General features: G+C 48.6%; 19 protein-coding genes. 12 read left to right on the forward strand and 7 right to left on the reverse strand.

Annotated elements, in window-relative coordinates; translation table 11 throughout:
- The first annotated feature begins 36 nt into the window (after positions 1-36).
- A complete protein-coding gene (gene gltC, locus HI950_RS00725; protein ID WP_169082040.1) occupies positions 37-951 on the forward strand; it encodes a glutamate biosynthesis transcriptional regulator GltC in 915 nt (304 codons plus the stop codon).
- Between the two features lie 74 nt (positions 952-1,025).
- Here gltC and HI950_RS00730 read toward each other — a convergent pair whose 3' ends face one another.
- Both HI950_RS00730 and HI950_RS00735 read right to left on the reverse strand, forming a co-directional pair.
- Positions 1,026-1,706, reverse strand: coding sequence for a zinc metallopeptidase (locus HI950_RS00730; RefSeq protein WP_169082039.1), 681 nt, complete (start codon positions 1,704-1,706; stop codon positions 1,026-1,028).
- 37 nt (positions 1,707-1,743) lie between these two features.
- On the reverse strand, positions 1,744-2,169 hold the full coding sequence (locus tag HI950_RS00735; protein WP_411268049.1) for a MerR family transcriptional regulator: 426 nt from the start codon (positions 2,167-2,169) through the stop codon (positions 1,744-1,746).
- A gap of 532 nt (positions 2,170-2,701) precedes the next feature.
- On the opposite strand from HI950_RS00735, the gene HI950_RS00740 reads away from it, so the two are divergent.
- The 3 genes from HI950_RS00740 to HI950_RS00750 are packed head-to-tail and all read left to right on the forward strand — an operon-like array spanning position 2,702 to position 5,923.
- Positions 2,702-4,066 (forward strand): ammonium transporter, encoded by a 1,365-nt coding sequence (locus HI950_RS00740; protein WP_169082038.1) that lies wholly within the window; start codon positions 2,702-2,704, stop codon positions 4,064-4,066.
- A gap of 42 nt (positions 4,067-4,108) precedes the next feature.
- Positions 4,109-5,176: a DUF294 nucleotidyltransferase-like domain-containing protein gene (locus HI950_RS00745; RefSeq protein WP_169082037.1), complete on the forward strand. Its 1,068-nt coding sequence runs from the start codon at positions 4,109-4,111 to the stop codon at positions 5,174-5,176.
- Positions 5,177-5,188: 12 nt separating this feature from the next.
- A complete protein-coding gene (locus tag HI950_RS00750; protein ID WP_169082036.1) occupies positions 5,189-5,923 on the forward strand; it encodes a 3'-5' exonuclease in 735 nt (244 codons plus the stop codon).
- Here the strand turns inward: HI950_RS00750 and HI950_RS00755 are convergent.
- Positions 5,909-6,376, reverse strand: a complete 468-nt coding sequence (locus HI950_RS00755) for a M67 family metallopeptidase (RefSeq protein ID WP_169082035.1) — start codon at positions 6,374-6,376, stop codon at positions 5,909-5,911. The genes HI950_RS00750 and HI950_RS00755 overlap by 15 nt on opposite strands.
- A gap of 290 nt (positions 6,377-6,666) precedes the next feature.
- On the opposite strand from HI950_RS00755, the gene HI950_RS00760 reads away from it, so the two are divergent.
- Positions 6,667-7,206: a TlpA family protein disulfide reductase gene (locus tag HI950_RS00760; RefSeq protein ID WP_169082034.1), complete on the forward strand. Its 540-nt coding sequence runs from the start codon at positions 6,667-6,669 to the stop codon at positions 7,204-7,206.
- Positions 7,207-7,266: 60 nt separating this feature from the next.
- Here the strand turns inward: HI950_RS00760 and cimA are convergent, their stop codons facing one another.
- Positions 7,267-8,883 (reverse strand): citramalate synthase, encoded by a 1,617-nt coding sequence (gene cimA, locus HI950_RS00765; RefSeq protein ID WP_169082033.1) that lies wholly within the window; start codon positions 8,881-8,883, stop codon positions 7,267-7,269.
- Between the two features lie 200 nt (positions 8,884-9,083).
- Between cimA and HI950_RS00770 the strand changes: the two genes are divergently transcribed.
- The 3 genes from HI950_RS00770 (at position 9,084) to HI950_RS00780 (ending at position 12,225) form a co-directional block, all read left to right on the forward strand.
- Positions 9,084-10,373 carry a DNA polymerase IV gene (locus tag HI950_RS00770; RefSeq protein ID WP_191296636.1) on the forward strand — a complete coding sequence of 430 codons (1,290 nt, stop codon included), beginning with the start codon at positions 9,084-9,086 and terminating at the stop codon, positions 10,371-10,373.
- A gap of 56 nt (positions 10,374-10,429) precedes the next feature.
- Positions 10,430-10,666, forward strand: coding sequence for a ferredoxin (locus tag HI950_RS00775; protein ID WP_056627358.1), 237 nt, complete (start codon positions 10,430-10,432; stop codon positions 10,664-10,666).
- 155 nt (positions 10,667-10,821) lie between these two features.
- Positions 10,822-12,225: a L,D-transpeptidase gene (locus tag HI950_RS00780; RefSeq protein ID WP_169082032.1), complete on the forward strand. Its 1,404-nt coding sequence runs from the start codon at positions 10,822-10,824 to the stop codon at positions 12,223-12,225.
- 6 nt (positions 12,226-12,231) lie between these two features.
- Here the strand turns inward: HI950_RS00780 and HI950_RS00785 are convergent, their stop codons facing one another.
- Positions 12,232-12,372: a hypothetical protein gene (locus HI950_RS00785; RefSeq protein WP_169082031.1), complete on the reverse strand. Its 141-nt coding sequence runs from the start codon at positions 12,370-12,372 to the stop codon at positions 12,232-12,234.
- A gap of 174 nt (positions 12,373-12,546) precedes the next feature.
- Here HI950_RS00785 and HI950_RS00790 point away from each other — a divergent pair, with 174 nt between their 5' ends.
- Both HI950_RS00790 and yjbM read left to right on the forward strand, forming a co-directional pair.
- Positions 12,547-13,644: a quinone-dependent dihydroorotate dehydrogenase gene (locus HI950_RS00790; RefSeq protein WP_169082030.1), complete on the forward strand. Its 1,098-nt coding sequence runs from the start codon at positions 12,547-12,549 to the stop codon at positions 13,642-13,644.
- Positions 13,645-13,661: 17 nt separating this feature from the next.
- Positions 13,662-14,465, forward strand: coding sequence for a GTP diphosphokinase (gene yjbM, locus HI950_RS00795; RefSeq protein ID WP_169082029.1), 804 nt, complete (start codon positions 13,662-13,664; stop codon positions 14,463-14,465).
- A 184-nt stretch (positions 14,466-14,649) separates the two neighbouring features.
- Here yjbM and HI950_RS00800 read toward each other — a convergent pair whose 3' ends face one another.
- Positions 14,650-15,186: a PCYCGC motif-containing (lipo)protein gene (locus HI950_RS00800; protein ID WP_169082028.1), complete on the reverse strand. Its 537-nt coding sequence runs from the start codon at positions 15,184-15,186 to the stop codon at positions 14,650-14,652.
- Positions 15,183-15,698, reverse strand: a complete 516-nt coding sequence (locus HI950_RS00805; RefSeq protein WP_223285061.1) for a thioredoxin family protein — start codon at positions 15,696-15,698, stop codon at positions 15,183-15,185. The genes HI950_RS00800 and HI950_RS00805 overlap by 4 nt, the downstream gene beginning before the upstream one ends.
- Positions 15,699-15,808: 110 nt before the next feature.
- On the opposite strand from HI950_RS00805, the gene HI950_RS00810 reads away from it, so the two are divergent.
- On the forward strand, positions 15,809-17,497 hold the full coding sequence (locus HI950_RS00810; RefSeq protein ID WP_411268050.1) for an RsmB/NOP family class I SAM-dependent RNA methyltransferase: 1,689 nt from the start codon (positions 15,809-15,811) through the stop codon (positions 17,495-17,497).
- A gap of 1 nt (position 17,498) precedes the next feature.
- Positions 17,499-18,251 (forward strand): pseudouridine synthase, encoded by a 753-nt coding sequence (locus HI950_RS00815; RefSeq protein WP_169082026.1) that lies wholly within the window; start codon positions 17,499-17,501, stop codon positions 18,249-18,251.
- Positions 18,252-18,306: the final 55 nt, after the last annotated feature.

The following is an 18,306-nucleotide window of genomic DNA, read 5'->3' on the forward strand; positions in this document are numbered from 1 at the left end:
GAAAATTATGTATATACGGGAGAGAATCTAACCGGTATGGAACTTCGTCAGCTTCATTACTTCGTGAAAGTAGCAAAAAAAGAACATGTTACACAGGCGGCTGAAGAGCTGCATGTGGCACAGTCGGCAGTGAGCCGGCAAATCCACCAGCTTGAGGAAGAGCTAGGTGTGAAGCTTTTCGTTCAAAAAGGAAGAAACCTGCAGCTTACGCCAGTCGGCCAGCTTTTTCTAAAGCGTGCTGAAGTTATATTGGCTGATTTGGAACGTGCTGTCATTGAAATACATGAATTTTTGGACCCTGAGAAGGGCGAAATCAGACTTGGCTTTCCGCATAGTTTGGGGATCTCGTTAATCCCTCAGGTCGTTGCCGCATTCCGCAAGCTTCACCCGAATGTGAAATTTCGATTTAAGCAGGGTATGTATCCTTCGCTTATTCGTGACATGATTAAGGGTGAGATCGATTTGGCGTTTATTTCTCCATTTCCTGATGAGCATGAATTCGTCTGCGGCGAAGTGCTGCTTACGGAAGAGTTGTACGCGATACTGCCGCCAGGGCATCGCTTGTCAAATATGGAATCGATTGAGCTGAAGGAGCTGGAGAATGAGACATTCGTCTTGTTCAGAGAGGGCTACTCGCTTCGGCCAATCGTTTGGGAGGCTTGTCAGCAAGCAGGCTTTACGCCGCAAATTGGCTTTGAAGGCGAAGAAACGGATACGATTCGCGGTCTGGTAGCGGCGGGCATGGGTGTGAGTTTGCTTCCCGAGATGGCGCTTCACTACACAGGTCCTTTACAGCCAACGAAGGTGCGCGTGACTGAGCCCCAGGTGACCCGTACAATTGGTCTCATTCGCCGTTCGAATGAGAAGCTGCCGCTGGTGGCCAAAGTATTCCATGGCTTTTTACTTCGGTATTTTCATGAAGATCTGGCCTCGAAGAACGAATTAGTTTAAATAAAAGAAGGAGCTGTTCCGATCAGTCATCATTGACTGGTTCGGAACAGCTCCTCTTTATTTATGGCTGATTATTATTCTTGCCGGCTTCCGCCTACAAAAATTAAAATGTATCGAACGAGCTCGAGCAACGACAAGAGTGCTGCGGCTACGTAGGTTAATGCTGCAGCGTTAAGCACTTTGGCAACGCCGCGTTCCTCATCATTCGTAATGAAGCCTTCTGCGATCATGATGTCTCTTGCGCGATTGCTCGCATTAAACTCGACCGGAAGTGTAATCACTTGAAAGGCTACTGCGACCGAGAAAAATATGATGCCCAGTCCGATTAGGTTCAATGCCGAGAATAGAATGCCGGCAATGAAAAGGAAAGGGGCAACGCCGGAAGCGAAGTTTACGACCGGGAAGATGCGGTGGCGCAGCACTAGCATCGGGTAATGCTCCGCATGCTGGATGGCATGGCCGACCTCGTGACAGGCGACTGAAACGGCTGAGATTGAATTTTCATAGTACACAGGCTCTGATAAACGTACAACACGGTGAATCGGGTCATAGTGGTCTGTGAGCGTGCCCCGTACAGGTTCAATTGGCACATCGTGCAGTCCGTTTGAATCGAGCATTCGCCTTGCTGCCTGATAACCGGTTAAACCGCTGTTGGCTTGCACGCTAGTCCATTTCTTAAAGGTTCCTTTAACTCGGAATTGTGCCCAAATCGTTAATATAAAAGCAAGTACGATTAGAATGTAGATAAACGTCATTGAGTCATTCCTCCATTATATTGATGAAATATAATCGCTACATGAGGGAGCTTTTGTTAATAAGAAGCATTAGAGCCTCGATGCATGCAGCGGTCTGCGGCATGAGACGGGTGTAGAGGTGATTGGCTTGACGAGGCTTAAGCTTCTTGATGACGGGCTCAAGCTCCTTCACTTCCCGCTCCAGCTGGCTTAGATGATGCTGCAGATCCGTCAGCTTGCGGGAGACTTGCTCCTCTTGCGTAATTTTGCTCCAGCTTTCAATTTTGGCTTTAATCTCATCTAACGTATATTTATCTTTTTTCATCTGTTCAATACGTTCTAGACGCTGTAAGGTTTCATCGGCATAGAGGCGATAGTTCTTGGCCGAGCGCTCCGCAGGTTCTATTAAGCCGATTGAAGTGTAATAGTCAATGGTTCGTGGACTGATTTGAGACAGCTTGGCTAATTCTCCGATACGATACATTTTTATTTCCTCCATTCGTAAAAAAAAATATAAGAAAGTAAAATTCCGTTCATACCCTAAACTTATATTTTACTCGAAATATGATGCAATGTCGCTATCACAATATGTGGTGGTTCTGTTACCTCTAATGATAATAGTAAAGTAACCATACAGTCAAACGTGTTACATGCAGTGTAATCATGACCAGCCGTTTTTTCTATGAAATAAATGCGAGTTGTTTTATTTCTTCTATATATATATCATTTTTTATTTCCTAACTGATGCTCGACCATTCCTGCTAAATGTTCATTATTTAAATAAGTAGGAAACTATGCCTATAAAAAGTAAAAATGCGAAGAATCAGCAGGTACGATAGTGGATTTTCATGTTGATTTGTTCAAATTCTTAACGTTCGTGTTAGATTTCATGCCGAATGTTTGATTTTTTTTGTGAATTTACATAAAACGTATTGTCAAATTGAGCACTACTGACTATAATGACATTAAGTCTTTCCTCTCATGTAAGGAAACATAACACTTAGGGAGTGGTCGTAATGATTAAGAAAACGATGTTAGCTTTAGGAATCTTCACCTTATTGTTTCCGGTTATGGCGTTTGCTGAGGATCCTTCCGCCGCAACGTTGAACATGGGTTTAAACTCGCTATGGGTTATGCTCTCATTCATTCTAGTTCTACTTATGCAAGGCGGATTTATTCTTCTTGAAACAGGTTCCACTCGAATGAAAAACGCGGGTCACGTTGCCGGCAAAACCATTTTCACAACTGGCTTGGCGGCACTTATTTATTGGGCATTCGGTTACGGCATTGCATTCGGCGGCGATAGCGGATTAAACGCCTTGTTCGGATGGGGCAACTTCTTCTTCGATCCAGCAGTAGCTGCCGGTGATGGCGATAACTATCCAAGCACTGTATTCTTCTTGTTCCAACTCGCGTTTGCAGCGGTTTCGCTTTCCATTGCATGGGGCGGATTCGCAGAGAGAGCAAAGCTTTCCTCTTATATTGTATTTACAGTATTTTTTATCGCTATCATTTATCCGGTTGTTGCTCACTGGATCTGGGGCGGCGGCTGGCTTGCTGAAGACGGAGCGCAAGACTTTGCAGGCTCCACGGTCGTTCACTTAACAGGTGCACTTGCAGCATTCGCAGCTACCGTATTGCTTAAACCGCGTATCGGTAAATTTAACAAAGACGGCTCCGCAAATGAAATTTTGGGACATAACCAAGTGTTCACTGCGCTTTCCGTATTGCTTCTATGGGTTGGCTGGTTCGGTTTCAACGCAGGCAGCACAGTAGCTATCGGCGACGGCTTCTTCGGATATGTAGCTTTCAACACGATGCTTGGAGCAGGCGCAGGCGGCGTGGCAGCACTTCTTATTTCTTGGGCTGTTACAGGAAAAGCGGACATTACTGCAATGCTAAACGGTACACTTGCAGGTCTAGTTGCTATTACAGCATCCTGCGCATTCGTTGATCCTTGGGCGGCGGTTGTCATTGGCCTTGTGGCTGGCGTTCTAGTATTCTACAGCGTGAAGTTCTTCGAGAAAATCAAAGTGGATGATCCGATTTATGCTTTGTCTGTTCACGGCGCAGCTGGTGTCTGGGGTACGCTTGCGAACGGTATCTTCGCTACTCAAGCGCTTGCGGATAAAGTTGGCATAGGTACAGGCGGTTTGATCGACACAGGCAGCTGGAAGCAGCTTTGGGTACAATTCGAATCCGTTGTAGTCGTTGGCGCATTCGTGCTTGCAGCTTCGTTCCTTATCCTTGGTGTCATGAAACTTATCATGGGCTTCCGCGTTACGGAAGAGCAAGAAATTATCGGTCTTGACCTTAGTGAGCATGGCGCTTATGGTTATCCTGAGCAAATGAAAAAAGCAGGCCAAAACATTCAAGGATAACGGATTGGTCAAGAAGTACTGACCGAAGGGAGAGGGCGTCGCATGAGTGATCCGGTGCGATTGCAGCTGCTCAAGCAGATTGGCACAGCCGATCATGTGGAAGGGCTGCGAGGCTTGCGGGATCAAGTACACGAGCAGATGGAAGCTCTTCTCCCAACGCGTCCGGTCGAACAGTTTAACGAACAATTGAATGAGGTGCACGATGCGGTAATTCAACGCGCGATAATCCTTGCAGAAGCGGAAATGGCACGGTTGGGGAAGGGATCTCCCCCCGTGCCTTACGCATATATATTGTTCGGCAGCGGCGGTCGGAAAGAGCAGACATTGTCAAGCGATCAAGACAGCGGAGTTGTCTACGAGGATCCAGTGGCTGATTCAGCGGAAGTGAAAAATTATTTTAAAGAGCTATGCGAGCTTGTTGTATTCAATCTTCAGAAGGTTGGATACCCGCCTTGTGAAGGGAATGTGCTGAGCAGCAACCCCGAATGGTGCTTATCATTAACGGAGTGGGGAGCTAAGCTGGATCATTGGTTTGAGGAGCCGGCATGGGAAGCGGTTAGGTATTTGCTCATCATTGCGGATGGAAGATGCGTTTATGGCGAACATAGGCTGATTGACGAGTTAAAGGACTTCTTTTTTACCGATATGCTTAACCATCAGATCATCCTGCAGCGCATGCTCGATAATACGATGCGCCATAAGGTGCTGCTTGGTTTTTTTGGCCAATTGCTAAAGGAGCAGTATGGGGAAGACGCAGGGAGCTTGGATATCAAATACGGCGCTTATATCCCTATGGTGAATTCCATTAGGCTTTTGGCTGTTCAGGTGGGAATTCGGGAAACGTCAACGCTTGAGCGGATCAAAATGCTTGTCAAAATGGGTAAGATGTCTATTGAGGATGCTGCTGTATATGATCAAGCGTTTCGGATTTTTCTGAGACTTCGGTTAATGACGACCGAGCAGAATGACGACGGCTTATATGCCAATAATGGCAAGCTGTCGAGCCGAAAGCTGACGAAGGAATTGACTGATGAATTAAAAAGTGGTCTGCGTCTAGGCAAGAAGCTGCAGCGAGCGGTATTCAAGCAAACTATGGGCAGGCTTATGTAGGGCGGTGGAGAAATGAAGGAGCAAAAAGGCGTTGGTCGCATGTGGAACCTATACAAAATGGGAGGATTTACGCCTGCCATCGCTTCTATGTTAGGCTCGCAAAATGCGCAGCAAATGGCGTTTATTCGGAACGTCAATAAAGAGCAGCGCAAGCAATCCATGTTCGACATGCCGCTTCGAGAGCTTGAGGTCGTCGTGTTTGATCTTGAAACAACGGGCTTCTACCCAACAAATGGCGATGAGATCATTTCCTTTGGAGCTGTATTGATGCGAAATGGCGAGATTGTGGAAGGGGAATCTTTCTACAGTCTAGTCAATCCAAAGCGGAGAATCCCAAAGGCAATTATCGAATTGACCGGCATTACGAATGAAATGGTTCAGGATGCGCCTGATTTGATGCAGGTGCTTCATGATTTTATGGAGTTTGTTGGCAGACGCCTCCTGATTGCGCATGCTTCTGGCCATGATAAGCAATTTCTTAATGCTGCGCTTTGGAGAACTTCAAAGGTGAATTTAAACCATAGAGTGCTGGACACGATGCTGGTGGCGAAATGGCTCGAACCGAACCTAGAAGGATACAGCCTCGACGAGCTGCTAGAGAGCTGCTGTATCCCAATTACGGAGCGGCATCATGCGCTGCAAGATTCGATTATGACGGCAAAGCTGTGGCAAAACTATTTGGCGAGAATTTTGGAGAGGAACATTACGACGCTTGGTGATCTATATGCGTATTTAAGCAAGCACTAGCTGCAGCGGAATAAACGATCCTTGTGAGAGGCGATAAGGCTTAACGTGAGGGACTTCGCTGTTTTGTAATGACACAATCCAATAGGTCAGCTCGGATGCGGGCAGGAAGCCTTCAGTGTCGCTAGAAGAAGGAATAGCTTCAGTGCGCGGATGGGAGTGAAATAAGCCGAGAAGCTTTTGTCGGTTTTTTTGCATGTCGTAAAAGGCTGCTGTCCACTCCGCAGGATCAAAGGCGAATGAGTGAGTCGGATCGATATGTATATTTTTTATCGGAATGATCGTATCAATAACTTGGGCGTGAGCTTCGTCAATCCGATCAACGGAGGGAAACGTGTCTGGCTCGCTGCTTACAACGATTCCGCATGCCTCAAATGGCTTGGCTTTCAAACAAATTTGTATGAGCTGCTCATAAGCCGATTTGGTTATAAAGCCCTTCGATTGCTGTTCTGTCATAGTAAGGCCTCCCTGATTCGAAAACGGATAAAATAAGTATAACGGATTAAAACGGGGCGCGCTAACATTTGTGGGCGGTTCAGCATGCAGGACTTTATTGGTTTGGGGTATGAATGGAAGCGCGATAACCGACAATAAGTTTAGATGTACATGGGCTTAAGGCCAGCAAGGCACCTGGTAAAACGTGACGATTTTATGGCTAATATGCCCTGCGCCTTGAGCTTCCATACGGCGCATGATACCATGAAGCATACCGGAATAATGATATTGCGAGAGAAGGAAGGTACGATATGAAACGCGTTATAGCGCTTTTTACGATTGCATTCGTGTTTGCTGGATTAGCTGTTTTTCAATATAAAAATGATGATAATAATTCGGTTACGATGGCTTCTCCAGCTGCGGGATTTAAGCCGAAGGCGGGATTTGAGGCGACAGCCTTCAAGCTTCCAGCGCTTGACGAGCAATCCTACGAGGTAGGCGGAAAGCAAGGCAAGCTTACTTTCGTCAATTTTTGGGCTTCCTGGTGCGGTCCTTGCGAGCTGGAGGCTCCAGATCTGCAGCGGCTTCATGAGCAGTATGGAGATGCAATTCAGCTCTATGGCGTCAATGCGACGAAGTACGATAAAGAACGGGCGGCAAGAGATTTTGTGAATGAGCATGAATTTACGTTTCCGATTTTAATGGACCGTGCAGGAGATGTAACGAAGCAGTACAAGGTGGATACGTTTCCGACGACGTTCCTCATCGATAGCGAAGGCATCATAAGAGAGCGGATCAACGGCGTCATTACTTATGAGGAATGGGAACGTCTGATTGAGAAGTGGATGTAAAAAGCGAACAAAAGGGCTGCCAGCATGTCATTGAAGACGTGCTAGCAGCCCTTTTGTTGTTTAATGATTTACGAGTCCGACGCGATCTAACGGATCAACATGCGCGCTATCTACTTTATCCATGCCTAGCAGGGCGTAGCGAATGCTGTCCACAAGCGCTTCCCAGCTTGCTTCGATAACGTTGCTGGAGACGCCGACCGTACTCCAAGTATTATCGAGCCCGGTCGATTCGATAAGAACACGAACCTTAGCCGCTGTAGCGTCCTTCTCGTCGATTACACGGACTTTATAATCGGAGAGATGGATATCTTCAATCTTCGGATAAAACTGCACCAGCGCCTTGCGCAGGGCGTTATCGAGGGCGTTGACCGGCCCGTTGCCTTCAGCAGCCGTATAAACCTGCTGTCCACCGACGTTTATTTTGACGATGGCTTCGGAAATCATTTGGCCGTTTGTTTTTTCGACGAGCATCTTGAACGATTCAACCTTGAACACTTCCTTAACTTCGCCGCCGAATGCTTCGCGAAGCAGCAGCTCCATAGAAGCGTCGGCTCCCTCGAATTGATATCCTTGATGCTCAAGCTCTTTGATCTGATCCATTATGAGCTTCGTTTTCTCGTTGTTCGCCGTTACATCCAGCCCAAGCTCCTTGGCTTTAGAAATAATGTTGCTCTGGCCTGCAAGCTCAGAGACGAGAATGCGCTGCTTATTTCCAACAAGCTCTGGCTGAATATGCTCGTAGGTTTTGGAGTCTTTCATGATCGCCGAGACATGAATGCCGCCTTTGTGGGCAAATGCGGCATTGCCGACATAAGCTTGGCCAACTGGCATATGCACATTGGCAATTTCGCTAACGTAACGAGCGGTTCCGGTTAGCGCGCGCAGCTTTTCCTCCGGAAGCACATCGTAGTTCATCTTGATTTGTAGATTTGGTATGATCGAGCACAGGTTAGCGTTGCCACAGCGTTCGCCATAGCCGTTAATCGTACCTTGAACCTGACGAGCGCCTGCTCCTACGGCAGCGAGCGAATTCGCAACGGCAAGCTCGCAATCATTATGCGTATGGATGCCGATAGGCGTTGTAAGTTCTTGCTTCACGCGCGTTACGATATCATGGATTTCATTCGGAAGCGTACCGCCGTTCGTATCGCAAAGAACGAGCCAGTTCGCACCAGCATCCTGTGCTTTCTTCAGCACGGAGATGGCATATTCCGGATTGTTTTTGTAACCGTCAAAAAAGTGCTCTGCGTCAAACAACGCTTCCATACTATTATGCTTTAGAAATGCGATTGAATCATAAATCATCGCCAGATTTTCCTCTAGCGTCGTTTGCAGGGCGGTATGTACATGGAAGTCCCATGACTTTCCGACAAGCGTAGCAGCCGGTACGCCGGATTCGGCGATACGGACAAGGCTGGCATCCTGCTCAGCTAGACTGTTTTTGCGGCGAGTGCTGCCGAAAGCGGTAATTTTGGCATTTAGGTTAAATGCTTTGATCCGTTGGAAAAATTCAATATCCTTGCTGTTGCTTCCCGGATTGCCGCCTTCGATATAATGAACGCCCAACGCGTCGAGCTTCTGGGCAATTTTTAACTTGTCATCCGCCGACAGGCTGATCCCTTCACCTTGTGTACCGTCACGCAGCGTCGTATCAAATATGGAAATGTTTGTTGTCATTAACGGGACGCCTCCTTCACTGATAGCCTTTTCAAATCATAATTTACTATTATAACACTTGTCGCAATGAAAGTAGAGAGGTTGGAATTATTTTTTGTCCGCTTTTTCGAGGTTCGTTGACTTGGCCCTATTGCAATTGTATGCTGGGGATGATTAAGCTTATGTGGGCAATTTGCTTCGAATAGGCGGTGCTTTGCGTGATGATAAAAAATGTCAATGAGCATTATCCGGCTAAAGGCCGCGTAATCATACATTTGGATATGAATGCCTTCTATTGTTCCGTGCATGAAGCAGAGGAACCAGAGAAATATAAGAATAAGCCGACTGCGGTTTCGGGCAGCGTTGAGCAGCGCAAGGGGATTCTCGTCACCTGCTCGTATTCGGCAAGAAGCAAAGGGATCAAGACCGGCATGACCGTTAGACAGGCACTAAAGCTATGCCCCGAGCTTATATTAATAAAGCCGGATTTTAATCTATACCGCAAATACTCGCACGGCTTTATGGCAATTGCCAGGCAGTACACGCCGCTCGTTGAGGCCGTTTCCATCGACGAATGCTATATGGATATTACCGGATCCAAGATGTTCGGCTCACCGCTGGAAATCGCAGAGGCGCTTCAGCAGCGCATCATGTCCGAGTGGTCGCTTCCATGCTCGATTGGACTTGCCCCGAACAAGCTGCTGGCGAAGATGGCTTCCGATATGAAGAAGCCGAACGGCTTAACCGTATTGCGCATTCGAGATGTGAAGAGCGTGCTGTGGGATAAATCATGCGATACGTTGTTCGGAATTGGGAAAAAAACGGCCGATAAGCTGGCGAAGCTGAACATACGCACGATCGGGCAGCTGGCTGCAACTGACGAAATGATGCTGAACAAGCATTTTGGCGTAGTCGGTTCTTGGATGAAATCGGCTGCGCACGGGCTGGATTACTCAGAGGTCAATCCGAATAGGGAGCGAAATAAATCAATCGGCCATACGACGACTCTTCCAAGTGACATAACCACTCGCGAGGACGTATACCGCGTCCTTCTTAATTTGGCAGATCAAACCGGGCGGAGGCTGCGCAGACAGAAGCTGGTTGCTACAACCGTGCAGATTACGATCCGAAAGCCGGATATGACGACGATTGCCCGCTCCCATACGCTTGCTGCGCCTTCCCAAGCCTCAGAAGATTTCTATAGAGAAGCGTGCAGGCTGTACGATCGGCATTGGAAAATAGGCGAACCGATTCGGCTGCTTGGCATCACGCTCCAAAACCTGACGCTGCTCGATGAAACGGCCCTGCAGCTGGATTTATTCAGTTATGAGCAGCAGCCCCGCAAGGAGGCGCTTACTCAGGCGATGGATCGGCTCCGCGACAAGTATGGCGAAGACGCGGTACTCACCGCAGGCATGCTGGGAGATGACCCGTCAACCTTAATTAGGAATAAACGAATTCGTGGTACATCCTTGCAAAAGGATGATAGTTTGTTATATATTGATGAGTGAAGCTTGACTGTACAGAGACGAGATTATTCCATATATTTCTTTAGGAGGGAATTTCCATGGGTAAGTTTACTTGGGTTGAAAAAGATACGTGCATCGCTTGTGGAGCTTGCGGAGCTACTGCTCCTGACATTTATGATTATGATGACGAAGGTCTTGCAGAGGTTATTTATAAAGCAGATGGAAACAAAGGCAATACTGAGATTCCAGAAGATTTATTTGACGATTTGCAGGATGCAGCCGACGGTTGTCCTACAGATTCAATCAAAATTGCAGACGTACCGTTTAATTACTAATTTATAGAATTAGAGAAAAGCTCCTCTTCGCATGCATAATGCTGCGAAGAGGAGCTTTTTGCATATCACACGCAACGTGAAAAATTAAAGCCGGGATACATTACGCCTTCGTTCCTGCCGATAAAAAAGGTAAATCATTTATTGGAGGGTTAGGGATGGAGTCTCCAGAGGATCTATTTTATTTGAAGCAATTTGTGAAGCAGCACCCTGACAACAAGATGGGATGGTACTTATTAGGGAAGCAGTATTTGCTCGCTGGCAAGGAGGGCAAAGCAAACTACTGCTTCCTGCAAGCCGGCGAGGTTTATGATGCCTTCGAGGATGAAAGCCATCCCTTATCGGAAAATCAACTGCAATTGCTTAAAGCATGGGCTAACCGGCAAAAGAAAAAGAAGCTCGCTACGAGATCGGCAATGTTAGCCGCTTTACTGCTGCTCATAGCCGTATTAGTTCCGGCAAACGGCGCTATTTTCAAAGAAAATGCGGCTCAGCCTGTATCTGGTGAACAGGACGAGGCACCTTCGGTCGGAGTCGTATTTGTACCGCAGAAGGAACGTCAGCCGCTGGGCAGCGCTTTGAATGCACTCGTGAGTGCGGCTGAAGAAGCGCCGCTGTTGACCATTGCGGCACGACTCGAGGAGGATGCAGGCTGGCGGAAATGGACGGGAAATACGAAGCTGCTTATGGCGATCCAGAAGGATAGTGCAAGCAGCATGCTACAGATGGCCATGCTTGATCGCCAAACCTGCTTATGCGAGCCTCCCGAAGCTTCCGATACTGCTCTCAAGTATAAAAACTGGACCAAAGAGCAGGAGACGCATTGGACGCTGTCCAGCGCTATCTACCACTATGAACGGAAAAACAAAAAATGGCCGGAAAAGCTGGATGATCTTATCCGTCCCTATCCGAATAATGCGCTTGCAGGCGAGCGCGGGGGGATGAGATCCATGTTCGCTGAGGTGTTGTCGAGACTGAAGTCCGAGCAAGATCGCAAGAATGGCCAAGCCGCAATTGCTGGGCAAGCAGACGTTAAGCCGGCACCGGATAACGAAGCGGAGCAAAAGCAGGCTGAGAGCTTAATCGTAGGCACGAATGGGATATTGGATAAAGAATGGAGCAAGCCGCTTGAAGTCGTGGTGGACAAAGCAACCTATCGTCTTGCGGTCATTCAAGGGAATATCATTGTACGCAGCTATAAGGTAGGTCTTGGCGGGGATGAGACGCCTGAGGGCAGCTTCTACATAAGTGAAAAGGTGAAAAATCCGAATGGACGCGACGATGGCGATTTCGGCAGCAGAGGCATGACGCTGTCAAACACCCTATACGCCATTCATGGCACCGACGAGCCAGACAGCATTGGGAAAGACGAATCGCTTGGCTGCGTGCGCATGAGCAAGGAGGATGTGGAAGAGCTGTTCGATATGGTGCCGCTAGGAACGGTTGTCAAAATAAAAAACGGGACGCTTCCGACCAAGGTGCAGCAGCCAGCCGAACGCTTTAAGCTGGAGCCGCGCCAGAACGAAACCAATCCCGCGAAGGTGTATAAATGGTTGACGTAAGATGTGTTACGAGGTAAAAACTAGAAGCAGCGCAACCGCAACCACGACAACGCCAACGATCGAGCTGATCCAGATGAGTGCTTTTTTATTCACTTCGTCCTTCGGTTTGGCTTTTATCGTTGCCGGTTTTCTTTTTGGTGAGCTCATCGACAATCAACCTCTCTATTGCATAATTAAAATAAATATAAACTTATTGTAATCGTTTTCTAGACAAGCCGCAATATAATGGATGCTTGCACCTTGCGTGCAGGCTCTTTTCTTTTTGCCGCAAAAACGATAAACTGACATGTAGAACAAACATCTGAGATCGGAGTGGGTAAGTTGCTTTATTCTTCAATTTTAAAGCCTATTTTTTTTCGAATGGATCCTGAGAAAGCCCATCACCTCGTCATTGACGGCTTGGCCGCAGGGGGAGTCGTGCCAGGACTTAATGGATTGATGCATGCAATGTACGGCGTAGCAAAGTCGCCGGAGCTTGCGACAGATTTGTTCGGCATCCATTTTCCGCATCCGGTTGGATTAGCAGCCGGGCTTGACAAGAACGGCAAGGCAGCGGACGGCTTCTCAAGCGTAGGCTTTGGCTTTGCTGAGGTGGGGACCGTTACGCCTAAAGGACAAGCCGGCAATGAGCAGCCACGATTGTTCCGCCTCCCACCGGACGAGGCGCTCATCAATCGGATGGGCTTCAATAATGACGGTACGGCTGCGATGGCAGAGAAGCTATCACGCCGCAAAATACACCGGATACCCATCGCCGTTAACATCGGCAAAAACAAAACGACCCCGAATGAGCTTGCTCATGAGGATTATCAGACCTGCATTCGCGATTTGTATACATATGGTGATTTCTTTGTCGTCAATATAAGCTCTCCGAACACGCCTGACCTGCGTGATTTGCAGCACGGAGAAGAACTGAGAAATCTACTTAGCGCCGTGAAAAAGGAAATAAACCTGCAGGCGGCGAAAGTAGGAAAGAAAGCAAAGCCCGTTCTCGTCAAAATAGCCCCGGACATGACAAATGAGCAGCTTGAGCTTACCGTTGCTACAATTATGGAAAGCGGAGTATCTGGCATCATTGCCACGAATACGACTTTATCGCGGACTGGCCTTCGGCATGAAAATGCCGGGGAAGCGGGCGGGCTTAGCGGAAAGCCGCTGCGCGATCGCTCAACCGAGGTTATACGCGCCGTTTACCGACAGACTGGCGGGCAGCTGCCGATTATTGGATCAGGCGGCATTTTTACCGCTCAAGATGCATACGATAAAATCCGCGCAGGAGCTTCCCTGGTAGAAATATACACGGCGCTTATCTATAAAGGGCCAGGTGTGCTTAGGGAATTGACGAACGGTCTGAAGGAATGTTTACGCAAGGATGGCTACCGAAATATTGCCGAGGCAGTTGGCGCAGATCACGTTTAAGAACAGGAGGCGGCCGGATGGACGGTAGAGACTGGAATCTTTTTTTACAGCCTTATGAACAAGCGGTTGAAGAACTTAAAGTGAAGTTTAAGACGATGCGGGTTGAACTGAAAATAAGAGAAGCTTACGCACCGATAGAATTCGTCACCGGCCGGGTAAAGCGAATATCTAGCATTTTGGAAAAAGCAAAACGCCTAAGTGTCCCCTCGGATCAACTGGATACGGGAATTGAGGACATTGCAGGCATTCGAATTATGTGCCAATTCGTGGATGATATTCACCGAGTGGCCGGCTTGATTCGTACGCGGAAGGATCTCTCCCTCGTATACGAGAAGGATTACATTACGAACTTTAAAGATAGCGGCTACCGCAGTTACCATATGATCGTAGAATATCCGGTGCAAACGGCGCTAGGCTACAAAATCGTGCTGGCGGAAATTCAAATACGCACGCTTGCCATGAATTTTTGGGCGACGATTGAGCATTCTTTAAATTACAAGTTTAAAGAAAGCTTGCCGGAGGACGTGCGCGATCGGCTGAAGAAAGCGGCGGAAGCCGCCTCGCAGCTCGATACCGAAATGACGAGTATACGAAAAGAAATTTTGGATGCGCAGACGGAGTTCGAGGAGCAATCCAACGTCGTCTCGAAGGTGCTTAACGGCATACAGGACCTCTATTTCTATCATCGTGTCCGTGAAGCCGCACAGTTCCAAATGAAATTCAACGAGAAGTTTGAAAAAGAGGATTACCATGAGCTTAATCAGCTGTCGCTTGAAATTCAAGCGGCAATCGGAAAAGCCAAAAAAGCGAATCAAAGCTAGTGGGATAAGTATCCAAAATCGTATCGTTGTGGAGAAATGGTGTCTTAGTGGCGAAAAAGCTGCTGAGGCGCCTTTTTTGTGTGATTGGTGTGGTCATATATCATGCAAGAAGGGCTGTCCCAGCAGGTCTAATCAGACCTTGCGGGACAGCCCTCGTCATCAAATATTTCGGAAATGGGCAAGACTATTCGCTCGTTTTTTTTGGTTTATATAAAGCGTCTATCGCTTTACTTATTTCATCAGCGGTCTTGCCTTGCTTGCTTAAGGCGATCACTTCCTCCATCTCTTTTTTGCAAATGCCGCAGCTTGTGCTGTGATTCGTCCAAGTTACGCTGCCTTCGTCGGCAGGATGCTCGGCCACGTAGCAGCGCAGAAGCGAGTCATGCGGCGTTTCCACTGCAAGTCCGTCCGAGCAGCCGCAATAGCATGTAACGCCGCTCATGAGGTCTGCGTGTTCATGCACCGCTTTGTACAGCTCGCTCGTATGCGGGGTATAGTCTGCGAGAAAGGACGGAAGCTCGTCATACGAGGCTGTCGTTTGCCAAGTTTCAGAGCCGTGTTGGTGCTCAGCGCCGGCCTTGTCATCATTCGCGAGGCCGCATGCGGTGAGTAGTGTAATGAATGCGAATGCTAACAGCAGGGCATACATGATACCGCGAATACGCGAGCTTTTTTGCTCCTCGGCGATCTGCTCGTCCGTTAGGCGCTGGCGCTTCATCATGAGGACTCAGCTCCCGAATGTTTGTTGAAGAACGCTTTGAAATCATCTAAGGAGTAGCCTGTCGTGCCTTGCTCGGCAAGGCCGCCTTCAATCCGGTCAACTTCAACGCCGTCTTGGTAATAGGCCAGCGTTGGCGTATATTCGACTTTGAATTTGTTAAAGTAAGAAGGAAACTCCCTCAGGTTGAATTGAGGCAAATCAACGCCCAGCTCGTCTGCGAGCGGCATCAATTTTGGTGTTGTTGCCCGGCAATGCGGGCAGTCGGAAGCAAATAAATAGACGAAGAAATCTTCCTTATCCGCAACCTTCTTGTCCAATTCGGCCGGTAATATGATATTCTGATAGTTGGGATCGTCGAGCTGCTTGCGCGTTTCCGGGTTTAGCTGGGAAACGGGCTTACCATACAAAGGGTTATCCTTGCCGCTGTTGTTCAGAACGAAGATAAAGCCGAATAGAAGGATTACGATTCCGATGTACACATAAATCATTTTGACTTTCTTTTTCTTTTTCATTAATAGGGCTACCTCCGAAACGAGTTTAGGTTGGACAGCCTTTTTCCAAAAGAAGAGCATGTCCTAACTTTAATATATTATATAACAAAGCCGTAGGTGTATGTAAGAGCATGGACATCGATGATAATTGGCAGGAGGAAATGAGCATGATCGGCAACTTGCCGCGTAATTTCACGGAAAAAATGGAAAAGCTGTTAGGTGATGAATTTGACGATTTTATGTCTTCCTATGATGCGCCAAGAGTGTATGGCCTCAGAATCAATCGTTTGAAGCTTGGCGTAGAGCAGTGGTTGAAGCTATCTTCCATGAGCGGGGATGTAAGGCGGATTCCGTGGGCAGAGGATGGTCTGTATTATAAGGAGGGTGAGCGTCCCGGCAAGCATCCGCATTATCATGCGGGGCTTTATTATATTCAGGAGCCCAGCGCTATGGCGCCGGTTGAATTGCTGGATGTGAAGCCTGGCCACCGTGTACTCGACTTATGCGCCGCGCCTGGAGGGAAATCCACGCAAATCGCAGGAAAGCTGCAAGGAAGCGGCGTGCTCGTTACGAACGATAACGCAAGGGAAAGAACGAAGGCACTGGCGAAAAATGTCGAGCTTGCCGGCGTCCGCAACGCGGTTGTGCTGAACGAGGAGCCTGAAGCTATCGCAGAGGCTTTTCCGGCATGGTTCGATCGCATTCTCGTAGATGCCCCTTGCTCAGGCGAGGGCATGTTCCGCAAGGATGATTCGATGATTGCGGAATGGGAGAAGCATTCGATCGAGCGGTGCTCGGTCATGCAGCGTGACATTTTGCGACACGCCGCAGCCATGCTCGCGCCGGGGGGGCGAATCGTCTATTCGACCTGCACCTTCTCGCCGGAGGAGAACGAGCAGCAAATCGCTTTATTTCTCGCTGAGCATGATGATTTTTACGTTGAAGCCGTGCCGATGCAATATGGCTGGTCTGCGGGAAGAGCGGATTTGGCGGCGGAGACGGCGCAGCTTGATGATGAACGGCTGCAATCGATTCAAGGGACGGTGAGGCTGTGGCCGCATCGAATCGAGGGAGAAGGCCATTATGCGGCCGTACTGAGACGCCGCGGCGAGCGGGAAGACGAGCAGGCAGAGGCAATACTGGCTGCGGCGCCGATGAGCCAGCCTGCATCCCGTCCTGCTGGCGGCAGCTTGAAGCGCGAGACGCCAAGCGGTGGCGGCAAGCGGGATGCGAAGAAGCCTAGCCACCGGGATGAACGGCGCGCTGGCAAACGCCAGACGAGAAATGATTGGGCAAACGCAGGAATAGAGCGTGCCGTTCAAAAGGGGGCAGCACGCAATAGCCGTGACGGCTCCGAGATGAATGTGGAGGAAACAAATCCAATTGCGTTGTGGCAGCAATATGCGGAGCAATTTGTTGTTGGCGCTCTAAGCTGGCCAGGACATGCGGTCGCATGCGGCTCGCGCGTATATATTCAGCCTGAAGGACTGCCTTCGCTTGACGGCTTGCGTGTGGTGAGGGCTGGCTGGTATGTCGGGGAAGCTGTTCGAGGCCGGTTTGAACCCTCCCATCCGCTTGCGATGGGGCTGCCTCGCGAGGCTGCGGTGCGATCGATTAGCTGGAGCTCGAATGATGAGCAGACGATTCGTTTTCTCAAAGGGGAAACGCTATTTATAGAGGAATCGGAAATACAGATTCATGAGGATGCTCCTGCAAAGGGTTATGTATTAATCTGCACGGATGGCTTCCCGATCGGATGGGGGAAATATGCCGGAGGCATGATCAAAAATGAGCTGCCGGCAGGATGGAGATGGATGTAGAATGAGCAAACGAATTCGTATTGATAAGCTGCTGGCCCATATGGGACTCGGAACACGCAGCGAAATAAAGAAAGCGGTAAAGCTTGGCAAGGTAGCAGTAAATGGCGCTGTGGTCAAGGACAGCGGTCTCATTGTAGATCCAGAGCTAGCAGTGGTTGCCTTTGACGGTGACCCAGTCGTTTATAGGGATGTCGTATACTTCATGCTGAATAAGCCGCAGGGCGTAATTTCAGCAACAGAGGATGGACGCGAGCGTACCGTTATCGATTTGCTGGAGCAGCAGGATCGGCTGCGCGAGCCTTTTCCAGTCGGGCGATTAGATAAGGATACTGTGGGCTTGCTGCTACTAACGAATGACGGACAGCTGGCACATGAGCTCTTGTCACCGCGAAAGCATGTGGCTAAGACCTATGAAGCGCTTGTGCAGGGTGAGGTTGGCGATGCGGATAAGCAGCAGTTCGCAAGCGGCGTCACCTTGGATGACGGATATGTTACGATGCCTGCTGAACTGCGGATACTGGGAAGCGAGCAGCAGGAGGAAGACCTATTATCACGTATTTCTCTTACGATTATGGAAGGTAAGTTTCACCAAGTAAAAAGAATGTTTGAGGCGGTAGGGAAGAAGGTCGTATACTTGAAGAGAGTATCAATGGGGCCTCTAATGCTTGATGAATCCCTTCCTGAGGGCAGCTATCGAGAGCTGACCGATGACGAAGTTGAGCTGCTTCGCACGCATAGACGGGCATCGGAATAGCACTTTTTTTGAAGGAAGCATGAATTAAAATATAGATACAAAGAGAAAAAAAACA

This window comes from Paenibacillus sp. PL91 (assembly GCF_012935325.2).
Taxonomy (GTDB): Bacteria; Bacillota; Bacilli; order Paenibacillales; family Paenibacillaceae; genus Pristimantibacillus.